This window comes from Kitasatospora sp. NPDC036993 (genome assembly GCF_055607525.1).
In genome coordinates, this window is the sequence record NZ_JBVJRP010000010.1 from 19,399 (window position 1) to 37,812 (window position 18,414).

Below are 18,414 nucleotides of genomic sequence, written 5' to 3' on the forward strand. Positions count from 1 at the left end.
CGGCGGTGGTGCGCCCACCGCCGTACCGGCCGCCGCGGGTTCAGCCGAACAACTGCCGCCGGCTCAGCACCTCGTCGGCGATCCCGTAGGCGACGGCCTCCTCGGCGGTGAGCACCTTGTCCCGGTCCATGTCCGCGCGCAGCGTCGCCGCGTCGTGCCCGGTGTGCCGGGACAGGACCTCCTCCACCTGCGAGCGGATCCGGACCATCTCCTTGGCCGCGAGGCTCAGGTCGGAGACCGTCCCCTGCCGGCCGCCGCTGGCGGGCTGGCCGAGCAGCACCCGCGCGTGCCGGAGCACGAAGCGCCGCCCCGGGTCCCCGCCGGCCAGCAGCACCGCCGCCGTCGACGCCGCCTGGCCGACGCAGAACGTGGAGATCGGCGCCTGCACGAACGTCATGGTGTCGTAGATCGCCATCAGCGAAGTGAACGATCCGCCGGGCGAGTTGAGGTAGATCGAGATCTCGCGCTCCGGGTTCTCCGCCTCCAGGTGCAGGAGCTGCGCGATGACCACGTTGGCGACGCCGTCGTCGATCTCGGTGCCGAGGAAGATGATCCGCTCGTTCAGCAGCCGGCTGAAGACGTCGTAGGACCGCTCGCCCTGCGCGGTGCGCTGGACGACGTAGGGAACCGTGTACGAGCCCATCTCACAGCCCCATCCGTCGGCGGGAGGAGGCCGGGCGGATGTCGGCGACCGACTCCACCACCCGGTCCACGATCCCGTACTCCCTGGCCTGTTCGGCGGTGAACCAGCGGTCCCGGTCGCCGTCGCGCGCGATCGTCTCCTCGCTCTGCCCGGTGTGCTCGGCGGTGATCCGCTCGATGGCCCGCTTGGTGAACAGGAGGTTCTCCGCCTGGATCTCGATGTCCGCGGCGGTGCCGCCGATGCCCGCCGAGGGCTGGTGCATCATGATCCGCGCGTTCGGCAGCGCGAACCGCTTGCCGGGCGAGCCCACGGCGAGCAGGAACTGGCCCATGCTGGCGGCGAACCCCATCGCCAGGGTGGAGACGTCGTTCGGGATGAGCCGCATGGTGTCGTAGATGGCGAGCCCCGCGGTGACCGACCCGCCGGGGCTGTTGATGTACAGGCTGATGTCGGAGCGCGGGTCCTCCGCCGACAGCAGCAGCAGCTGCGCGCACACCCGGTTCGCCGACACGTCGTCGACCTGGGTGCCGAGGAGGACGATCCGCTGGGCGAGCAGCTGCGCCGCCAGGTGGTCGTCGAAGGGGCTGGGCGGGGTGTCGCCCTCCCCCGCGCGGGGCGGGGGTGCGGTGAGTGGAGCCATCTGCTCTCCCTGGTCGGGGGCGGAGTTGCCGTCCACCCCACTGTCGCCCCGGGAGGGCCCCCCGATGCCGCCCTTCTGCCCGCCGCGGATTCGCCACGGGCAGAGCCGGCGGCCCGGCGTCAGCGCACGGCGGCCCGGGAGCACCGGGGCTTCCCACCCGTAGGTCAGCAGTGGCAGTCCAGGGCGACCAGGATCGCGCCGCCGTCGAGGCCGTCCAGGTAGCCGTTGGCGGCCCGGAGGTACGCGTCGCGGGACGGCGCCGCGTCGGCGTCCGTCCAGGTCCCGTCCAGGCGCAGCAGCGCGTGCCCGGGGACGGCGGCCTCGCGGGCGGCGGCCGCGTAACGGTCGCGGGGAGTCGCGAAGCCTCCGTCCCAGTGGGCGAACTCCTCCGTACCGGCGGCGGCCAGGCACCTGGGCTGTGCCCGGTGGTCCTGCCGGGCCCGCTCGACCGGGTAGCCCGCCGGGTCGGCGTCATGACGGGCCCGGAAGTGCGCCCACGGGCGGGCCGGGGGCAGGCCGTCGACGAGCGCGGTCCACCGGTCGTGCCGCTCGGCGGCCTGCCGGGCCGCCAGGTCCCGGTGCCCGTCGAGGTCGAGCAGGGCGCGCGGGCCGCCGTCGCAGCGCGGGCGCTCCCCCGCCGGGCCGGTGGGGTGGATCAGCCGGGGATCGGCGCCCGCGCCGGGCAGCGGGAGGAAGTGGCCGGCGAACAGGCCGCCGATCAGGTGGTAGTCCAGCTCCCCGTTCCGGTTGTAGGTCGACAGGAAGTAGGCGCGGCCCTGCCCGTCGACGTGCAGGCGGTCGTCGTCCCCGGGTCCGAAGCCGTACCTGCGGTTGTGGGCCTCGGCGACCTGGTCCCAGGTCAGGTCGTCGTGGCCGGGGAGCAGGCCCGCTGCCCGCAGGGCGGCGACGCAGCCGATCCCGGCCGGGGCGCCGTCCAGGTACGCGGGGTAGGGGTCGACCTCCAGGTCGGACCTGAACGGCGCGAGCGCGGCACGGAGCGCGCCCGGGACGTCGTCACCGGCGGCGCCCGGGAGGGCGACGACCAGGGCGAAGTGCGACACGGTGGGCCTTCCGGACGAGGGCGGCGCGGAGACGGCCGCTTCGGCGGCCGATCGTATCGCCGCCCTCCGCCGGGCCCGGTTCACCCGCGCGGGCTCGCCGCACCGGCGGGCCCGCGCCTCCCCCAGGCCGTCCGGGCCGCCGGCCCGGCACACATGGCCGTCCGGTCGCACGAGCATCGGCCCGACGTCGGCGCCCCCGCCCGTACGGTCCACCCGGTCCGCCCAGGGCGCGGCGTGGACAGCCGTGCCTATCCGACGAGTTCGGAAGCCGCCTTCTGCGGCGGAGCCACCCCGGTCAACTCACGTGCCCGGTCGGCGAGGAGGGGCGCCAGTTCCGGGTACCACCCGCGGGCGACGGCCTGGAGCATCTCGGCGAGGGCGGTCAGCTCACCGGTGCGACCGGCCGGGGTGGCGAGAACGGCGGCGAACTCGTCGCGGACCCTTGCGGCGACGGCGGGGACGAGAAGGCTGTTGGCATGGAGCATGCCCGCGTCGAAGCCGACGGGAATCATCCCCCAGCGTTCCCAGTCGACGATGGTCAGCCGGGGGCCGGCGAGATTGCCCCAATGGAAGTCACCGTGCCCGGTGACTCGTTCGACCTTCTCCGGGGCGGGGATGCCGAGGAACTGAGGAAACGCTCTCCCGATCCAGCTGTCCCTCACGGTGGTCCGCACGCCCTTGGCGGTGGCCAGGCTCTCGGTCGCGCTCCGGAGGCTGTGCCACCAGGAGTCGGGAAGGCCGGGGTCGTCGGTCAGGTCGGGCCGGGTGGAGACCATCGGCTCGGTCACACGGTCGAGGAGGTCGGCCTGGTACCCGCAGCCGTCCTCCGCCCAGTCGAGGGCGCCGTGGAGGCGCGGCCGGGGCACGTCCGGCGGGACGAGCGCGTCGGCACCGGCGATGCCGTGCCCGGGCGTGCGGGAGCCGGTCGGGGAAGCAGCGGCGACGCGCAGCCAGTGGGCGCCGGCGCGGCGGCCGATGGTGCTGCCCGCGAAGCCCCAGGCGGGGTCACCGGTACAGGTCGCACCCAGGCGGGCCGCCGCGGTGGCGTGCGCGGCTTCCATGCGGACGCGGGTCGGTTCGTCAGGCGACTGCACGGATCACTCTCCTGAGCTGGTGGGGCTCCAGCGGCACGGCGGTGGCTTGCCGGGCATCCTGCCAGTGCGCGGCGCTGCTCGCGGACAGGAGCATGACGTTCAGGCCGGGGCAGGAGGCCACGACCAGGAGCGCGGCGGTGGCGGGCGTCAAACCGGGTCGGATGAGGCCGACCAGTTCGGGTGTCATCATGCCTGGCAGATCTCCGCCGTGAAGGGGGGCTGATCCAAACGTGGTGATACCGGCGTCCCGAGCCTGATAGAGGGACGTGGCGTCCGGGTCGGTCGCCGGATGGCCGACGGGAGGGTCATCTTCGTGACCATGCCGCGCCGGGCATTGGCGCACGGGGTACTGGCGCCATCGGTTGCCACGCGCTTGTCCGGTCATGCGGTGCCCGACGCCCGGACCCTGCTTCCCACGCTGTCCCCTTCACTTCACCCGATCGAGAGCCTGCGGTCGCTGCGAAGGTCCCTGGTCGAGTGCGACAACGTCCTCGGACCACGCGAGGTCGTCGCCACCGCACAAGGGCACATCCAGCTGATCCAGCACCTCCGCCGGGAGGCCGGCGGCCAGGAACGACGGACCTGGCTACAAGTTCTCGCCGAGTACGCGGAGTTCTGTAGCTGGCTCCACCAGGACGGTGGAGACCATCGCGCCGCCCAGTACTGGGCCGACCGCGCGACCGACTGGGCGAACGCCTGTGACGACCACGACCTGACCGCATACATCATGGCCAGGAAGGCCCAACTGGCCGGCGACATGAAGGAGTCCGTCGACGCCGTCGACCTTGCCGACTACGCCCAGCGCCTGGCCCGTCCCGGAAGCCGGCTGAGCGCCATGGGCGCGGTCTACGGTGCTCACGGGTACGCGCTCCTCGGCGACGAGCTGACCGCCCAGCACACGTTCGACCACGCGCTCGCGCTGATCGCCGACCCCTCCGAAGCGCCGATCGGCCGCGGCAGATGGCTCGACGCCGCGTACGTGGAGGCCCAGCGCGCTCGATCGCTGTCGCTACTCGGGCGCCACCACGAGGCGGTGGCCGGCTTCGATCGGGCGATCCACGCCCTTCCTCTGAACTTCCGCCGCGACCGGGGCGTCTACCTCGCTCGCGCGGCCATCTCCCAGCTCGCTGCCAACAGCCCTGAGGAGGCAGCCGCCACGGGCGAGACAGCACTGGCGATCGCCGTCACGACCGGCTCAGCCCGGATCTTCACGGAGTTGGCCATGCTCGACGGACTGCTGCAACGATGCCGGGGCGTTCCCGAGGTCGACCGGTTCCGGGAAGTCTTCGACAGCCATCTCCTCCATGACGTCTGAATCACCAAAGTGCCCAGTACCACCGAGAGAACGGACCGCGATGGCCATCCGCCCCTTCGTCCTGCTCAGCGTCGCCACCTCTGTCGACGGCCACATCGACGACACCTCGCCCGACCGTCTCCTGCTGTCGAACTCGGCTGACTTCGACCGTGTCGACCAGGTTCGAGCCGAGTCGGATGCGATCCTCATCGGCGGCAACACCTTGCGCAGCGACAATCCCCGGCTGCTCGTGAACAGCGACAAGCGCCGCGCCGACCGCGTGGCTGCCGGCAAACCGGAGTACCCGCTCAAGGTGACGGTCAGCGGCAGCGGAGACTTGAGCCGGGACCTCAAGTTCTGGCGTTTCGGGGACAGGAAGGTCGTGTACACCACCAACTCCGCCGCCGCCAAGGTCCGTGCGGAACTGGACGGCCTGGCCGACGTCGTAAGCACCGGTGAGGTCGTCGACTTCGGCGTGCTGCTCGACGACCTCGCCACCCGCGGTGTCGAGCGGCTCATGGTCGAAGGCGGCGGACGGATTCACACCCAGTTCCTCTCCCAGGGCCTGGTCGACGAGGTCCACCTCGCCGTCGCACCGCTCGTCGTCGGGGACGCAGCCGCACCCCGTTTCCTCCACCCGGCCGACTACCCCGGCGGAAGCACCCGGCGGATGCGTCTCCTCGGAGTGGAGACGGTCGGCGACGTCGCACTCCTGCGCTACGCGCCCAAGCAGGAGTCCGCCTGAGCAAACCTTCCGGTGGTCGGTGTCGTATCGCCGGCCGGTTGCCGCGGCACCACCTACGGCGGCTGCGGGTGCGGCGGCCTCGGCGCCTGGCCCTCAGCCCAAGGCCTGAGGGCCCGGGAGCCCCGTCGCCGGCGCTCCCTGTCCGGGACCGGTCATAGGGTGGGCCCGACCGGTACCGGAGTGGGGAGAGTGATGTCTGACTCGCAGGAACACCGCGGCTGGATAGGCCGGTTGCTCGGCGGTCGCCGCACGCAGGCCGCCCGGCCCGTCCCCGAGGACCGCCGGGCGTGGGCGCGCCCCGGGGAGCTGGTCGACCTGGACTCCCTGCCGCCGGACGTGGCGCGGGCCATGGTCGACGCCGCGACGGCGATCGACGAGGCCGACCAGGCGTACTACCGCGGCGACCTGGCCCAGGCCGAGCAGTTGCTGCGCGGCGCGGTCACGACCGAGATCGATCCCTACCGGCAGCTCGCCGAGGAACGGCTCGGGGGGATGCTCTCCCAGGACGGCAGGATGGCGGAGGCGGTCGCGCTGTGGCTGCGCGCGGCCAGGGGCCCCGATCCCGGGCTGCGCCAGGCCGTCGCGACCTGCCTGGGCTCCATCCCGCTGGCCGACGGCGCCTTCCTGGTGAACGCCGATCCGGCGACGATGCGGGCCGTGCTGCCGGAGGCCTGGGGGTTCGGGCGGCCGGGCGCCGCGGTGTACCAGGCCTCGGCCCACCGGCACCGGGACGCCGGCCCCGCGGTGCGCCGCCGGCTGCTGGTCCTGGACGCCCTGCGGTACGGGGACCGCGAGCTGGCGGCCCGGTTCGAGGCCGTCCCGCTGGACGAACGCTTCCCGCAGTGGCACCCGGTGTGGGCCAGCGGCTCCCAACTGGGCGGCTGTCTCTGGAGCGTGGCCGGCCACCCGAAGGGCACGTCGGCGGTCACCACGGCCACCGTGGACGGCCGCCCGGTCGTGGTCACCGGCGGGGAGGAGGGCACCGTACGCCTGTGGGACCTGGCCACCGGCGAACCGGTCGGCGAACCGATGACCGGCCACACCCAGCTCATCCGCTCCGTGGCGACGGCCGAGCCGGACGGCCGCCCGGTCGCGGTGTCCGGCGGGGTCGACCGGACCGTACGGGTCTGGGACCTGAGGACGCGCCGGCTCCTGCACCCTCCCCTGACCGGGCACACCGGCTGGGTGACCGCGGTGGACACGGCGGTGGTGCGGGGCCGGACGGTGGCCGTCACCTGCGGCGAGGACCGCACCGTGCGGGTCTGGGACCTGGCCTCCGGCGAGCCGGTCGGCACGCCGATGCACGAGCCGCCGCTCACCGCCCACCACTACAGGAGCAGGCTGTCGGCGCTGGTCACGACGGTGCTCGGCCGCCGGCCGGTGGCGGTGACCGGCGACATGGGCGGCACCCTGCGGGTGTGGGAGCTGGCGAAGGGCCGTCAGCTGGGGCCGGCGCTGGAGACCGGGGGCGGCTCGGTGTCGTCCCTGGCCGCGGTGCTGGTGGACGGCCGCCCGGCCGTGGCCGTCGGCCACTTCGGCGGCGTGACCACCCTGTGGGACGTGGCCACGGGCCGCCGGGCCGGCGAGCGCATGGCCGGCCCGAAGGATGCGTCGCACAAGGCGACGGCGGTGGAGACCGGTGGCGGGGTGGCGGTGGCCGTCAGCGACCACGCCGGCCTGGTGCGGCTCCTGGACCCGGCCACCGGGCGGCAGCTCGCCCAGGCCTTCGCCGGCCCCCGGGGCGGGACCCGGGCCCTGGCCACGACGGTGCTGGACGGACGTCCCGTGGTGCTGGTCGGCACCGACGACGGCCGGGTGCACCGCTGGGATCCGGACCTCGACGTCCGTCCCGTGGGCGACCCGCTGCCGGGCCACGGCGGCCCGGTGACCGCCGTGGTGACGGTCGGGGCCGACGGCGCCGCGCTGGTGGTCAGCACCGCCGCGGACGGCACGGCGCGCCTGTGGGACCCGGACACCGGCGCCGCTGCGGGCACCCCCTCCACCGGGCACCGGGGCTGGGTGCAGGCGATGGCGGCGGCGGTGGTCGACGGCCGTCCCGTGCTGGTCACCACCGAGGGCGACACCGCCGTCCGGCTGTGGGACCCGGCGACCGGGGCCCCGGTGGGCGAACCCCTCGCCCACGACGGCCGGGTGCGCGCGGTGGCCGGCGTGGTGGCCGACGGGCGGCCGCTCGCCGTGACCGGGGGCACGGGCGGCCTCGTCCGGGTCTGGGACCTCGCCACCGGCGAGGACCTTCACGGGCCCCTGGCCGGCCACGGGTCCGCCGTGACCGCCGTGACCACCGTGGTGGTCGACGGCCGGCCGCTCGCCGTGACGGCGGACGGGGACACGGTGCGGCTGTGGGAGCCAGCCACCGGTGCGCCGGTCGGCGAGCCGATCGGGCTCCCGGCCGTGACCGACGCCCCGCGACGGGAGCGGGAGCGGGAGCCGGCGGACGAGGACGCCGAGGACGCCGGCGACATCGACGACATCGACGACATCGACGAAGAGGACGAGGACGAGGACGAGGAGCCGGACGACGGGCCGGTCGTCAAGGCGGTGGCGGCGGCGGTGGTCGACGGCCGCCCGGTCCTGGCGGTGGGCGTCGACGACGGCCTGGTGCACGTCTGGGACCTGCTCACCCGCACCCCGGTCGGCCCGCCCCTGCGCGCCACCGACGACGGCCTCACCGCGATGACCGTCGCACGGATCGCGGGCCGCCCGGTCCTCGTCACCGGCGGCTCCGACGGCACCGTACGGACCTGGGACCTGGCCACGCTCGCCCGGGTCGGCCCCGACCTGGTGCTGCCGCTGCCGGTCGGCGCGCTGGCCGCGGCCCCGGCGGACCGGCTGGTGGCCGGATTCGGCTGGGAGGTCGCGGTGTTCCGGCTCGCGGAGCACGCCGGCCAGGCCGGAGGAGGGCGGGCGGAGGCGTGAACACGAGGGTCCGGCCCCCCGGGCCGGACCCTCGTGGGCCGGGACGTGCGCGCGGCAACGGACGCGAGTACGCCCCGTGCAGGGGTGCGTTCGGAGTGCCTACGCATCCTTGCCGATGCTCCGGGCCCGCCGGTATCCGAGTTCCCTCGGGGGTGCCCGGCCCCCGCGGCCCCGGCCGCCGCGTCAGGCCGGGAGGTGGGCGGCCACCAGGGTGGCGAACTCCTCGGGGGTGAGGACGCGGATGCCGAGTTCCTCGGCCTTGGCCCGCTTGGAGCCGGCCTTCTCGCCCGCGACCAGGAGGGTGGTGCGCTTGGAGACGGAGGAGGAGGCCTTGCCCCCGGCCTGTTCGATCAGCTCGTTCATCTGGTTGCGGGAGAGGGCGGCGAGCGCGCCGGTCATGCTGCCGGTGACCACGACGGCCTCGCCGGCCAGCGGTCCCCCGTCGCTCCCGACGCCGACGCCGCCCTCGCCCTTACTCGGACGGGGAGGCCAGCGGGGCGGCGGTGTCGATCATGTGGGAATCATGGCGGACGGCACTGACATCACCCTGGGGTTCGGCGTCACCCCGGGCCGGGGTTGCCGGTCAGCACTCCAGCAGGGCGCAGGCCCAGTGCATGCCGCGGCCCATGCCGGCCAGGGCGATCAGGTCGCCCTGGGCGAGGTGTCCCGCCGCGCGGTGGTGCTGGAGGTTGAGGATGTGGTCGGCGGCCCCGAAGTGGCCCCGTTCCAGGGAGATGTCGAGGTTGGTGCGCTCCGGCGGGACGCCGAGCAGGTCGGCCAGCTTGGTCAGGGTGGAGAGGTTGTCGTTGAGCAGCACCACCCTGGCCAGGTCCGACACGGAGACGCCGATCCGCTTGCAGGCCCGGGCCGTCACCTCCTGCACCCGGTCGCCCATCAGGCCGATGAACTCCTGGAAGCGCTCCGTGTCGTAGTCGAAGAACTCCATCAGGTCCCAGGCGTCGCGGGCCGGCGGGGGCACCCGGCCGCCCTGGAAGGGGGCGGCCGCGCCGCCCTGGTCCATCCGGAACAGGTCGGCGTAGCGGCCGTCGCTGATCACCTCGCCTGCCCGCCAGCGCAGTTCGGGGTGGTCGCGTCCGGCCACGGCCGCGCCGGCGCCGTCGGAGAACAGCAGCGAGTTGGTGTACATCCGGTTCCAGTACGCGTCGCAGGTCCGGTTCGCCCCGACCACCAGCGCCCGCTGGTAGTCGGGGTGGGTGGCGAAGCGGCCGGCGAGCAGGTCGAAGCAGGTGATCCCGCTGACGCAGCCCTGGCTGACCAGGACCGCCTCGGCGCGGTGGGCGCCCAGCCGGTCCTGGAGGCTCGCGGCCGCGTCCCAGTACAGGTACTCGGGGATGTCGGTGATCGCGAGGACCACCAGGTCCAGTTCGGCGGGGTCGGTGTCCGCCTCGTCCAGGGCCGCCCGGGCGGCGTCGAAGGCCAGGTCGGTGAGCCCGACCCCGTCCGGGGCGCGGTGGATGGTGCGGTAGCCGTACGCCTGGACGCGCTCGACGTCCGCGGTGTACTCGGAGACCGCGTCCTCGACGGCGACGGGCTCCCCGAGCGCCGATCCGAATGACATCAGGCCATAGTCCACGTCACTGCCCCTTCCGGCTGCGCACCCTCGCCGGCGAACCCCGGCCGGCCCCGACACCGGCACCCTCAGGGCAGGGGGCGCGTTCGCGGGGCCGACGCACGGGAGAGGGCGCCGGGCGTCATCCCAATGCCGGGAATGCCAGGAAATATGACGAGTCCGGGGCCGTGGTCAGGGCGCCGGCGGAATCCGGCCCGGGTCCGGGGCGGAGCCGGCAGCGGGATCGGGGCCGGGGCCGGGATCGAGGTCCGGGCCGGCGGTCGCGAGGGTGACCATGTGGTGCATGACGGCGACGGGGACGCCTGGGTTGCGGGCGCCGGTGTCGGCCCTGCGCGGGTCGAGGAGCAGGGTCACCAGGTCGTCCGGGGGCAGGGCCGGGTTGGTCCTGGCGAGCCACCGCACGCCGCGGTCGCCGTCGGCGGTGAGCGCGGCCGCGGTCGCCGGGGGCAGCCGGTGGTGCCCGGCGGCGGCCCGGCGGACCACCGGGTCGGGGTCCGCGGCGGCCCGGTCGGCGTCGGCCGGGGTGGCTTCGGGGTCGTCGAGGGCGGCGACCCGCAGGAGCGGGTTCGGGTCGGCGGCCAGGCGCAGCAGGCCCTCGCGGGGGAAGTTGGGGTGGCTGCGCGGGCGGCCGGGGAAGGAGAGGCTGCCCTCCCACCACGACGCCACCTCCAGCAGCATCCCGGGCGGGGCGTCGTCGCAGGACTCCGCCAGGAAGAGCCGCACCACGCGGTCCTCGTCCCGGGCGAGGAGGTCCGCCACGTCGGCGGGCAGGCGCGGCGCGCGGGCGACGCTGCGGCGGACCAGCGGCTTCGGGGAGGCGGCGAGCAGCCGCATCGCGTCGGTGTCCGCGTGCAGTGCGACGACCCAGGCCAGGGCCGTGCTGAAGCTGCCGGGCTCGATGTCGGGGGCCTGGTCGGCCAGCGCCGTCAGCTCGGCGGGGGTGGCGGGCGACGGGCGGGGTTCGCGGCCGGCGCCCCGGGTCTCCTCGGCGAGCAGCGTGAACCGCCGGCGCAGGCGCGGTTCGGGCGAGGCGGCGATGAGCCGCTCCCACTGCTCCGGTGACGGCCGGCGGGCCTCGGTGAGGCCCGTGCGCACCTGCGGGTCCGGGTGGGTGATCGCGGCGTCCACGACCTCCTCGGGCAGGTCCCTGCGGTAGAGCAGGTTCCACCGGCCGGCGTCCAGGAGGCGCAGCAGCAGGTCGACGGGCGCCGCGCGGTTGGAACCGAGCCCGGACAGCCAGCCGAGGCCGGTCCGGTGCTCGACGCCGTCGGCGCGGGTCAGCGCGGCCCAGGCGGGGTCGAGCGGGGGGAGGGAGGCGGGCGGGGCGGGCGGTTCCGGTGTCACCGGCCGGACCCTACGCCCTGGGCCCGTACGGCGGCACGGCGGGGTGCGCCGCCGGGCGCCGGCCGCGCCCCGGGGGCATGCCGGGCCGCACACGGGGAAGCCGCGTCCTACGGAACACCGTCCCCCTGGGGGGCAGCCGGTGAGGAGACGTCAGGAGGAACGATGCATCGGATCGAGGAGTCCGTCGAGGTCGCGGCGCCGCTGGACGCGGTCTACGGGAGCTGGGTGAGGTGCGAGGAGTTCCCCGGTTTCATGCGGGGGGTGGTCAGCGTGGACCGGTCGGAGCGCGGCACCAGCTGGGTGGTGCGGACCGCCGCCGGGCCGCGGGAGTTCGAGGCCGTGACCACGGAGCTGGTGGAGCGGGAGCGGGTGGCGTGGGACAGCGGGCCCGGGCCGGCGCGGCACCGGGGTGTGGTCACCTTCCACCCCGTGGACGACCGGACCACCCGGGTGATGCTCCAGCTGGAGGTCGAGCCGCACGGGTTGTGGGAGCACGTGGCCGAGGCGCTCGGTTTCGTCGACCGCCGGGTGATCGACGACCTGGCCGACTTCCGGCGTCATGTCGAGGAGAGCGGCGGGCGGGCTGCGTGAGCCCCGCCCGGGAGGGCCGACGGAGCCGCCGGCGGGGCGGGGCCCGGTGCCCCTCCCCCGCCGGCGGCGTCCGGGTCAGGAAGTGGTGAAGGTGACCTGGTCGACGGTCCAGAAGGCGCTGTTGGTGCCGGTGTAGCGGAACTGGAAGCGGGCGGTGGCGGCGCCGGCCGGGACGGTGACGGGGAGGTTCTCGACGGTGTTGAGGTCGGCGCGGTAGGACTTCACCAGCTGCGGGGCGCCGTTGTCGAAGACCACGTAGAGGTCGCCGGTCTGCGGCCCGTCGATCTTGTAGTCGGTCGCGAAGGACAGCACGCCGCGGCTCCTGCCGGAGACCGGGTAGGCGGGGCTGACCAGGGTGGAGTCGAACTGGCCCGCGCCGTGCGCCTTGTCGTCCCACTCGTCGGAGTCGGCGACGGCGAACACGTTGCGGGCGCGCACGTTGGTCTCGCGGGACTGGCCGAGCTGGGAGGCGGTCCAGAACTCGTCGGTGGCGAAGGTCCAGCCGCGCCACTCGGTGACGCCGCCGCTGGGCATCCGGGAGTTGTCGATGCTCCAGCCGGCCGGCGGGGTGTGGGTCCAGCCCTTCACGCCGGCCGGGATGCCGCTCTCGTCGGCGCGGGCCGACAGGCCCGGGCGCAGCGCGTCGAAGTCGTCGGGGGTGATCTCGTCGATGGGGCGGCCGTCGAGCTTCCAGGCGGGGTCGATGGCGGCGCCCTCGTGCTTGAGGACGGTGGGGGCGATGTCGGCGGGCCTGACGTCGTAGCGGCGGGAGCCGGGGGCGTAGCCGGTGCCGTCGGCGATCAGGAAGGTCTGGCGCTCGTTGGCGCTGTTGCCGCCGTGGCCGCCGGCGTCGGTGTGGCCGTGGTCGGTGGTGACGATGATCAGCCAGTCCTCCGAGCCGTACGTGGGGCGGGACCTGACGGCCTGGAGGACCTGGCCGACCAGGGTGTCGGCGCTGTGGAGGGCGGCCAGGTAGTCGGCGCTGGCGCCGCCGTGGTTGTGGCCGGCCTCGTCGACCTGGTCGAAGTGCAGGAAGGTGGTGTCGGGGTTGCCGTGGGCGAGGTAGTCGGCGGCGTCGGCGGCGGTGGTGGTGTCGTTCTCGCTCTCCTGGAGGCGCAGGTCGGCGCGGCCGTTGAAGACGTTGCCGGCGATGGGGTTCCAGGAGCCGATCACCAGGGTGGAGTTGCCGGGGTCGGCGTTCTCCAGGCGGGTGGCGAAGTCGGGGTAGAGGTCGAAGCGGGCGCCGGTGAAGGCGTTGTCCTTGACCTGGTGCTTGTCGGGCCACACGCCGGTGGCGATGGTCGACCAGCCGGGGCCGGAGAGGGTGGGGGCCAGCGGGTTGGCGTAGAGGTTGCCGGTGGCGGTCATGCCGCCGGCCATCAGGGCCTTGAGGTGGGGGGCGTCGGCGGTGAGCAGCTTGTCGTAGCGGGTGCCGTCGACGCCGATGACCAGGGTCTTGGCCTGCTTGGTGCCGTTGGGCAGGCCCCGGTACGGGCCGCCCGCGGCAGAGGCGGCGGGCACGGCGGCAAGGGCGGGCGCGGCGGCCGAGGCGGCGGCGGACAGCGGGGTCAGCGCGGCCACGGTGGCGGCGACCGTGGCGGCGGCGAGGACGGCGGTGCGGGTGGAGCGGGAGGAGCGGGAGGTACGCAACGGAGGACTCCCCAACTGGTCGTCGGCGCGGTGCAGTTGCACCGGGAGTGAGGATGGGCCGGGCGGGCGAGGGCGGCCCCTCACCGAGTCCACGGTTGTATGAACAACCGCCGAAATTCAGTCCAGACCCGTTATACTTTCGTGATCACCGACGCCGGCCCCGAACGGCCCGGCGGCCCCACGGCACCGCGGAACCGGTCCTCGATAGGCTGGCGCGGTGAACCACCCCATCCCCAGGGCCGGCCCGGAACCCGCCCGCGCCGGCGTCCCCGAGCACGGCCGGGTGCCCAAGTACTACCTGGTCAAGGCCCGCCTGGAGGAGCTGATCGGCGAGCTCGGCCCGGGCGGCCGGCTGCCCACCGAGGCCGATCTGGCGCAGCGTCACGGCGTCGCCCGGGCCACCGTGCGCCAGGCGCTGCGCGAACTGCTGCTGGAAGGCCGGCTGCGCCGGCAGGGCCGGGGCACGGTGGTCGCGGGGCCGAAGATCGAGCAGCCGCTGTCCTTGAGCAGCTACACCGAGGGCGTCTCCCGCCAGGGCCTGCGCCCCGGCCGTACCCTGATCGCCCTGGACCGGCTGCCCGCCGACGCGGCGATGGCCCGGCTGCTGGACGTCGCCGAGGGCGAGCCGCTGTGGCACCTGGAGCGGGTGCTGCGCGCGGACGAGGAGCGCGTCGGACTGGAGTCCACGTACGTGCCGGTCGCCCGGGTGCCCGCACTGGGGCGGGACTTCGACCCCGAGGGGTCCTTCTACGGCTACCTGCGCGAGCAGGGGGTGCGCCTGGGCGCCGCCGACGAGCGGATCGAGACGGTGCTGGCCACCCCGCGCGAGGCACTGCTGATCGGCACCCCGCCGGCGCTGCCGATGCTGCTGCTGCACCGCCGCAGCCGGGACGCCGCCGGGCACCCGCTGGAGCAGGTGCGCACCCTCTACCGCGGCGACCGGTTCAGCTTCACCCTCGCCCTGGGCGCTCCGGACACCCCGGACACCCCGGACGCTCAGAACGCTCAGAACGCGAACTGACCGTCCGGCGGCCGCGGGTGCGGCCGCCGACGGCGGGGCGGGCGGCTGTCAGCAGGTGCCGACGCGGCCGTTGTACGAGGACCAGACCGGCGTCCAGGCGCTGCCGTTGTCGTGCGGGCGGTAGACGACGAGGTTGCCGTCGTTCTGCATGCGCAGCCAGTTGGCACTGGGGTTGCAGCCGAGGGCGGTGCCGGAGGACCACTTGGCCTTCTTGAAGGTGTCGTAGACGACGAGGTTGCCGTCGTACTGCATGATCACCTTGCCCGGGCCGCCGCTGTTGGTGCCGCTGGCCCACACCGGGTAGCCGGTGTTGGTGTCGTACTGCACGAGGTTGCCGTCGTTCTGGTACAGCAGCCGGTAGTCGCCGTTGCCGGAGACGAGCGAGTCGCCGGGCAGCAGACAGCTGCCCCAGTTCATGTGGTCCCAGCCGCTCGGGTTGCGCGAGCAGTTCCACTCGCTGTTGACGTCGGCGGAGGCGCTGGTCGCGGTCGCCAGCCCGGTGACCGAGGCCAGTGCCAGTGCGGCTCCGACGAGCGAAAGGGCGCGCCTGACCGTTCCGGTGTTCCGCATGGTTCCCCTCTTTTCCGCTGCGGCACGGCTCCTGGCCGTCCGCGGCACGGTGTCCTTGACCGCGGCGGACCGGCCCCGGGGCCCGCCCGCCGCCGTGCGGTGGGAGCGGGGCCTCTCGACCCCCGCGTCCATGCCAACGGGCGGTGATCGACACCCGGTTCACCGTGGTTCCCGGGGGCAGCGGAAGGCCTCCGACTCCCCTGGGCCTGCCAAGACCCCCTCGCCGCACACCCGACCCCGCACACCCGGGCCCGGGCGCGGGACACCCGGCCCGACCTTGTAGGTTTCGGTGTCACCGACGGCGAGGAATCGGTGACGCCAGGTGGGGGAAGGGGGCCCGGCCAGGCAGAACGGGAAAGGGAAGGACGGACGGTGGCCACGAGCACGGAGAACGTGTTCAGCAGTGAGGGCATGCCCGAGAAGGAACGGTTCGAGTGCTGGCGGGAGTTGGTCGGCCGCACCCGGGACAGCGAGGTGACCAGCGACCACTCCGCCGACTTCCGCGCGGAGATGCGGCGCCTGGAGCTCGGCCCGGTGACCCTGCTGCGGACCTCCTTCCCGCCGACCCGCTTCCATCGCACCGCGCGCCGGGTCCAGCGCTCGGACCAGGAGACGTTCCACCTCACCCTGCTGCTCGACGGCGGCTTCGCCCTCAGCCGCGGCACCGAGCCCACCGAGATCCTGGAGCCCGGCAAGCTGCACATGCTCGACAGCTCCCACCCGTTCGACCTGCGGTCCTACGGCTCCCGCGCCGAGGCCCCGCCGGAGCGCCGCGTCGAAGCCGTCGGCATCGACTTCCCGATCTCCCTGCTGCCGCTGCCGCCGCACCGGCTGGAGGAGGTGCTGGGCCGCGGCTTCTCCGCCCGGGAGGGCACCTCCGCGCTGCTCACGGACTTCATCGTCGGCCTCGACCGCCAGGCCGCCGCCCTGGGCCCGGTCGAGACCCCCCGCCTGGGCGGCATCGTGATCGACCTGGTGTCCGCCTGGATCGCCCGGGAGCTGGACGCCGAGGCCGCCGTGCCCGACGACAGCCGGCAGCGGGCCCTGGTCGAGAACGTCCGGGCCTTCATCGGACGCAACCTGCACGACCCCGAACTGACGCCCGCCGTGATCGCCGCCACCCACCACATCTCCGTCAGCTACCTGCACCGCCTGTTCACCCGGCGCTCCGACGGCGAGACCGTCGCCGCCTTCATCCGCCGCCACCGGCTGGAGCGCGCCCACCGCGACCTGGCCGACCCCGCGCTGCGCGCCCTGCCCGTCCAGACCGTCGCCGTCCGCTGCGGCCTGCCCGGCGCCTCCGAGTTCAGCCGCGCCTTCAAGGCCGCGTACGGCCTCTCCCCCCGCGAGCACCGCCGCCGGGCCCTGGGCGGGTAGGCGGACGCCCTGCGCACGGCCGGGCGCGGGAACCGGAACGGGAACGTGCACGCAATGCCAAGGAACTGTCCACTGGGCGCCAACACGGCCGCGCCGGGTCCTGACATCCTCCACGAGGAACACCGCGCGGCGGAGCGTTGTGATCCACTTCCGAGCCCGACGGCCCGGCACGCCACGGGGGAGCGTGCCGGGCCGTCGGCCCGTGCCGACCGGTCCCTTCCGACCGGTCCGCGGGTCAGTCGGACAGGTTGACCGGGCGGTAGGCGTGGTAGCCGTCGCCGCTCTTGAGGCCGTAGCTGTGCGAGGCGTGCCGGGTGCCGACCTGGCCGGCCTGCTCGTAGGCCTGGTACGAGCCCTTGCCGCTGTTCCAGCCGTCGAAGATGACGACGTGCCGGTGGTCCGGGTCGCCGCTGTTCGCCTTGATGACCAGGTCGCCGCGGCGCAGCTCGGACATCTTGATGGGCTTGGTCCAGCCGTCGTTCTTCAGCGCGACGGTGTTCGGGCCCGACTTGGGCAGGCCCAGCGCCATCGAGGCGTAGCCGGAGCAGTCCTGGCGGTAGCCGTCCTTCCAGTTCTTGTGCTGGCTGTACGGGACGGGCTTGCCCCCGTTGGCGGTCAGCCAGAGCTTGGCGCGGCGGATCTCCTCGGCGCGGGTGATCTTCGGGGCGGCGGCCCGCTGGTCCTGTGCCTGGAGGACGACGGCGGTGTCGCCGGCCGGCGCGGTGGCGGCGAGGGCGGGCGCGGTGAGGGTGAGCGAGCCGAGCAGCGCGGTGGCGGCGAGGGCGGGGATGCTCCAGCGGCGGATGCGGTTCATGACGGTGTTTCCCTTCGGAGAGGTGATGCCGTGACAGGTGGTGCCGTGACAGGTGGTGCGGTGACGAGCGGTACGGAGTGGTCCGGGTGCGGCCCTCAGCCCAGGTGGGCGAGGCGGCGCAGCGCGGCGTGGTCGCCGTGGAAGACGTCGGCGTCCATCGGGCGGCCGGCGGTTCCGGGGATGCGGGCCTGTTCGCTGTGCTGCCAGAAGTCCCAGCCGGTGGCGCCGGGCAGCGGGCGGGGTTCGGTGGTGCCGTAGCGGGCGAGCCAGGCCCGGTGGCCGGCGAGGTCCCTGGTGCCGCCGAGGCAGTCGTCGACGATGTCGCGGCGGGTGTAGAGGACGGGTGCGGTGCCGGTGGCCTGCCGGACCCGCTGGAGGAAGGCCTTGAGCTGGTCGAGCCGCAGCCGGTGGCCGTCGTGGCGGCACTCCTCCACGTCGACGGCGGGCGGCAGTTCGCCCGGCTTGCCGCCGGTGTGGCCGGCCCGGCGCAGCGCGGCGAGGAAGTGGTCGGCCTGGGCGGCGCCCTCCTTGTCGGCCTTGAAGTAGTGGTAGGCGCCGTGCGGGAGGTTCACCGAGCGGGCGCCGGCGAGGTCGCGGGTGAACCAGCCGTCGTCGAAGGTGAGGCCTTCGGTGGCCTTGAGGTAGACGAAGGACCAGCCGCCGCGGACGATCGCGGGCCAGTCGTAGGCCCGGTCGCCGCCCTCGGTCCCGTGGCTGTGGTGGGAGCTGTCGAAGCCGTGCACCGCGTAGGCCTGCGGGCCGCCGGCGGCGTCGGCGCTCGCGGCCGGGACGAGTCCGGCCGGTGCGGCGGCGAGGACAGTGAGGGCGGCGAGGGCGGTGACGACGGCCGTCCGCAGCGCGGTGCGGGTCCTGGGACGGGAGTCGGGCTTCATGAGGGGGGTTCTCCTCTGCGGTGGTGCGGGGGTGGTGACGGAGCGTCGCCCCGGGGTGGCGGTCCTGCCGGTGTGTCCCGGGGCCTGGTGAGAGCTTCGCCGGGTGGGCGGCTGGGGTGTAGCGGTTGCCTGTTGTCGCCCGGCGCGGG

The 18,414-nt window shown here is 74.4% G+C and carries 17 protein-coding genes and 1 pseudogene; 6 read left to right on the forward strand and 12 right to left on the reverse strand.

Translation table 11 applies throughout. The features are described from left to right. Positions 1-40: 40 nt before the first annotated feature. The 5 genes from ACZ7C5_RS21635 to ACZ7C5_RS21655 all read right to left on the reverse strand — a co-directional run bounded on the left by ACZ7C5_RS21635 (position 41) and on the right by ACZ7C5_RS21655 (position 3,628). The gene (locus ACZ7C5_RS21635) at positions 41-643 is read right to left on the reverse strand and encodes a ClpP family protease (protein WP_401089677.1); all 603 of its coding nucleotides are present in this window, start codon (positions 641-643) and stop codon (positions 41-43) included. Position 644: 1 nt separating this feature from the next. Beyond that, on the reverse strand, positions 645-1,283 hold the full coding sequence (locus ACZ7C5_RS21640; RefSeq protein ID WP_401089675.1) for an ATP-dependent Clp protease proteolytic subunit: 639 nt from the start codon (positions 1,281-1,283) through the stop codon (positions 645-647). A 164-nt stretch (positions 1,284-1,447) separates the two neighbouring features. Then, entirely contained in the window at positions 1,448-2,344 is an 897-nt protein-coding gene (locus ACZ7C5_RS21645) for a hypothetical protein (protein WP_401089673.1), read from the reverse strand. A gap of 248 nt (positions 2,345-2,592) precedes the next feature. Then, on the reverse strand, positions 2,593-3,438 hold the full coding sequence (locus ACZ7C5_RS21650) for a phosphotransferase (protein ID WP_401089671.1): 846 nt from the start codon (positions 3,436-3,438) through the stop codon (positions 2,593-2,595). After that, complete coding sequence (locus tag ACZ7C5_RS21655) at positions 3,425-3,628, reverse strand: hypothetical protein (RefSeq protein WP_401089669.1); 204 nt, start codon at positions 3,626-3,628, stop codon at positions 3,425-3,427. Before ACZ7C5_RS21655 ends, ACZ7C5_RS21650 begins: the two co-directional genes overlap by 14 nt. Positions 3,629-3,751: 123 nt before the next feature. On the opposite strand from ACZ7C5_RS21655, the gene ACZ7C5_RS21660 reads away from it, so the two are divergent. The 3 genes from ACZ7C5_RS21660 (at position 3,752) to ACZ7C5_RS21670 (ending at position 8,414) form a co-directional block, all read left to right on the forward strand. Next, a complete protein-coding gene (locus ACZ7C5_RS21660; protein WP_470323237.1) occupies positions 3,752-4,753 on the forward strand; it encodes a DNA-binding protein in 1,002 nt (333 codons plus the stop codon). 40 nt (positions 4,754-4,793) lie between these two features. Further along, the gene (locus ACZ7C5_RS21665; RefSeq protein ID WP_470323238.1) at positions 4,794-5,477 is read left to right on the forward strand and encodes a RibD family protein; all 684 of its coding nucleotides are present in this window, start codon (positions 4,794-4,796) and stop codon (positions 5,475-5,477) included. A 192-nt stretch (positions 5,478-5,669) separates the two neighbouring features. Continuing rightward, complete coding sequence (locus ACZ7C5_RS21670; RefSeq protein WP_470323239.1) at positions 5,670-8,414, forward strand: hypothetical protein; 2,745 nt, start codon at positions 5,670-5,672, stop codon at positions 8,412-8,414. 183 nt (positions 8,415-8,597) lie between these two features. Here ACZ7C5_RS21670 and ACZ7C5_RS21675 read toward each other — a convergent pair. From ACZ7C5_RS21675 to ACZ7C5_RS21685, 3 genes and pseudogenes are all read right to left on the reverse strand, one after another. Next, a pseudogene (locus ACZ7C5_RS21675) lies at positions 8,598-8,924 on the reverse strand (BRCT domain-containing protein); the annotation flags it as partial. Positions 8,925-8,997: 73 nt separating this feature from the next. Continuing rightward, complete coding sequence (locus ACZ7C5_RS21680) at positions 8,998-9,993, reverse strand: 3-oxoacyl-ACP synthase III family protein (protein ID WP_401089661.1); 996 nt, start codon at positions 9,991-9,993, stop codon at positions 8,998-9,000. A 183-nt stretch (positions 9,994-10,176) separates the two neighbouring features. Then, positions 10,177-11,349, reverse strand: a complete 1,173-nt coding sequence (locus ACZ7C5_RS21685; RefSeq protein WP_470323240.1) for a hypothetical protein — start codon at positions 11,347-11,349, stop codon at positions 10,177-10,179. 162 nt (positions 11,350-11,511) lie between these two features. Between ACZ7C5_RS21685 and ACZ7C5_RS21690 the strand changes: the two genes are divergently transcribed. Beyond that, complete coding sequence (locus tag ACZ7C5_RS21690; protein ID WP_401089658.1) at positions 11,512-11,940, forward strand: SRPBCC family protein; 429 nt, start codon at positions 11,512-11,514, stop codon at positions 11,938-11,940. 75 nt (positions 11,941-12,015) lie between these two features. Here the strand turns inward: ACZ7C5_RS21690 and ACZ7C5_RS21695 are convergent, their stop codons facing one another. Next, a complete protein-coding gene (locus tag ACZ7C5_RS21695) occupies positions 12,016-13,590 on the reverse strand; it encodes an alkaline phosphatase family protein (RefSeq protein ID WP_470323241.1) in 1,575 nt (524 codons plus the stop codon). Between the two features lie 217 nt (positions 13,591-13,807). Between ACZ7C5_RS21695 and ACZ7C5_RS21700 the strand changes: the two genes are divergently transcribed. Further along, complete coding sequence (locus ACZ7C5_RS21700; RefSeq protein ID WP_470323242.1) at positions 13,808-14,611, forward strand: GntR family transcriptional regulator; 804 nt, start codon at positions 13,808-13,810, stop codon at positions 14,609-14,611. A 48-nt stretch (positions 14,612-14,659) separates the two neighbouring features. Here the strand turns inward: ACZ7C5_RS21700 and ACZ7C5_RS21705 are convergent, their stop codons facing one another. After that, positions 14,660-15,181 carry a hypothetical protein gene (locus ACZ7C5_RS21705; protein WP_188301286.1) on the reverse strand — a complete coding sequence of 174 codons (522 nt, stop codon included), beginning with the start codon at positions 15,179-15,181 and terminating at the stop codon, positions 14,660-14,662. Between the two features lie 411 nt (positions 15,182-15,592). On the opposite strand from ACZ7C5_RS21705, the gene ACZ7C5_RS21710 reads away from it, so the two are divergent. Continuing rightward, positions 15,593-16,558 carry a helix-turn-helix domain-containing protein gene (locus ACZ7C5_RS21710; protein WP_401089716.1) on the forward strand — a complete coding sequence of 322 codons (966 nt, stop codon included), beginning with the start codon at positions 15,593-15,595 and terminating at the stop codon, positions 16,556-16,558. Between the two features lie 235 nt (positions 16,559-16,793). On the opposite strand, the gene ACZ7C5_RS21715 is transcribed toward ACZ7C5_RS21710, so the two are convergent. After that, positions 16,794-17,372, reverse strand: a complete 579-nt coding sequence (locus ACZ7C5_RS21715) for a C40 family peptidase (protein WP_470323243.1) — start codon at positions 17,370-17,372, stop codon at positions 16,794-16,796. A gap of 95 nt (positions 17,373-17,467) precedes the next feature. Then, positions 17,468-18,265, reverse strand: a complete 798-nt coding sequence (locus tag ACZ7C5_RS21720) for a glycoside hydrolase family 25 protein (protein ID WP_470323244.1) — start codon at positions 18,263-18,265, stop codon at positions 17,468-17,470. Positions 18,266-18,414 lie beyond the last annotated feature (149 nt).

Bases quoted from the DNA above. Each gene is read 5' to 3' on its own strand.
- ACZ7C5_RS21635 (WP_401089677.1), bottom strand. From the start codon at position 643: ATGGGCTCGTACACGGTTCCCTACGTCGTCCAGCGCACCGCGCAGGGC.
- ACZ7C5_RS21640 (WP_401089675.1), bottom strand. From the start codon at position 1,283: ATGGCTCCACTCACCGCACCCCCGCCCCGCGCGGGGGAGGGCGACACC.
- ACZ7C5_RS21655 (WP_401089669.1), bottom strand. From the start codon at position 3,628: ATGATGACACCCGAACTGGTCGGCCTCATCCGACCCGGTTTGACGCCC.
- ACZ7C5_RS21665 (WP_470323238.1), top strand. From the start codon at position 4,794: ATGGCCATCCGCCCCTTCGTCCTGCTCAGCGTCGCCACCTCTGTCGAC.
- ACZ7C5_RS21670 (WP_470323239.1), top strand. From the start codon at position 5,670: ATGTCTGACTCGCAGGAACACCGCGGCTGGATAGGCCGGTTGCTCGGC.
- ACZ7C5_RS21680 (WP_401089661.1), bottom strand. From the start codon at position 9,993: ATGTCATTCGGATCGGCGCTCGGGGAGCCCGTCGCCGTCGAGGACGCG.
- ACZ7C5_RS21690 (WP_401089658.1), top strand. From the start codon at position 11,512: ATGCATCGGATCGAGGAGTCCGTCGAGGTCGCGGCGCCGCTGGACGCG.
- ACZ7C5_RS21705 (WP_188301286.1), bottom strand. From the start codon at position 15,181: ATGCGGAACACCGGAACGGTCAGGCGCGCCCTTTCGCTCGTCGGAGCC.
- ACZ7C5_RS21710 (WP_401089716.1), top strand. From the start codon at position 15,593: ATGCCCGAGAAGGAACGGTTCGAGTGCTGGCGGGAGTTGGTCGGCCGC.
- ACZ7C5_RS21715 (WP_470323243.1), bottom strand. From the start codon at position 17,372: ATGAACCGCATCCGCCGCTGGAGCATCCCCGCCCTCGCCGCCACCGCG.
- ACZ7C5_RS21720 (WP_470323244.1), bottom strand. From the start codon at position 18,265: ATGAAGCCCGACTCCCGTCCCAGGACCCGCACCGCGCTGCGGACGGCC.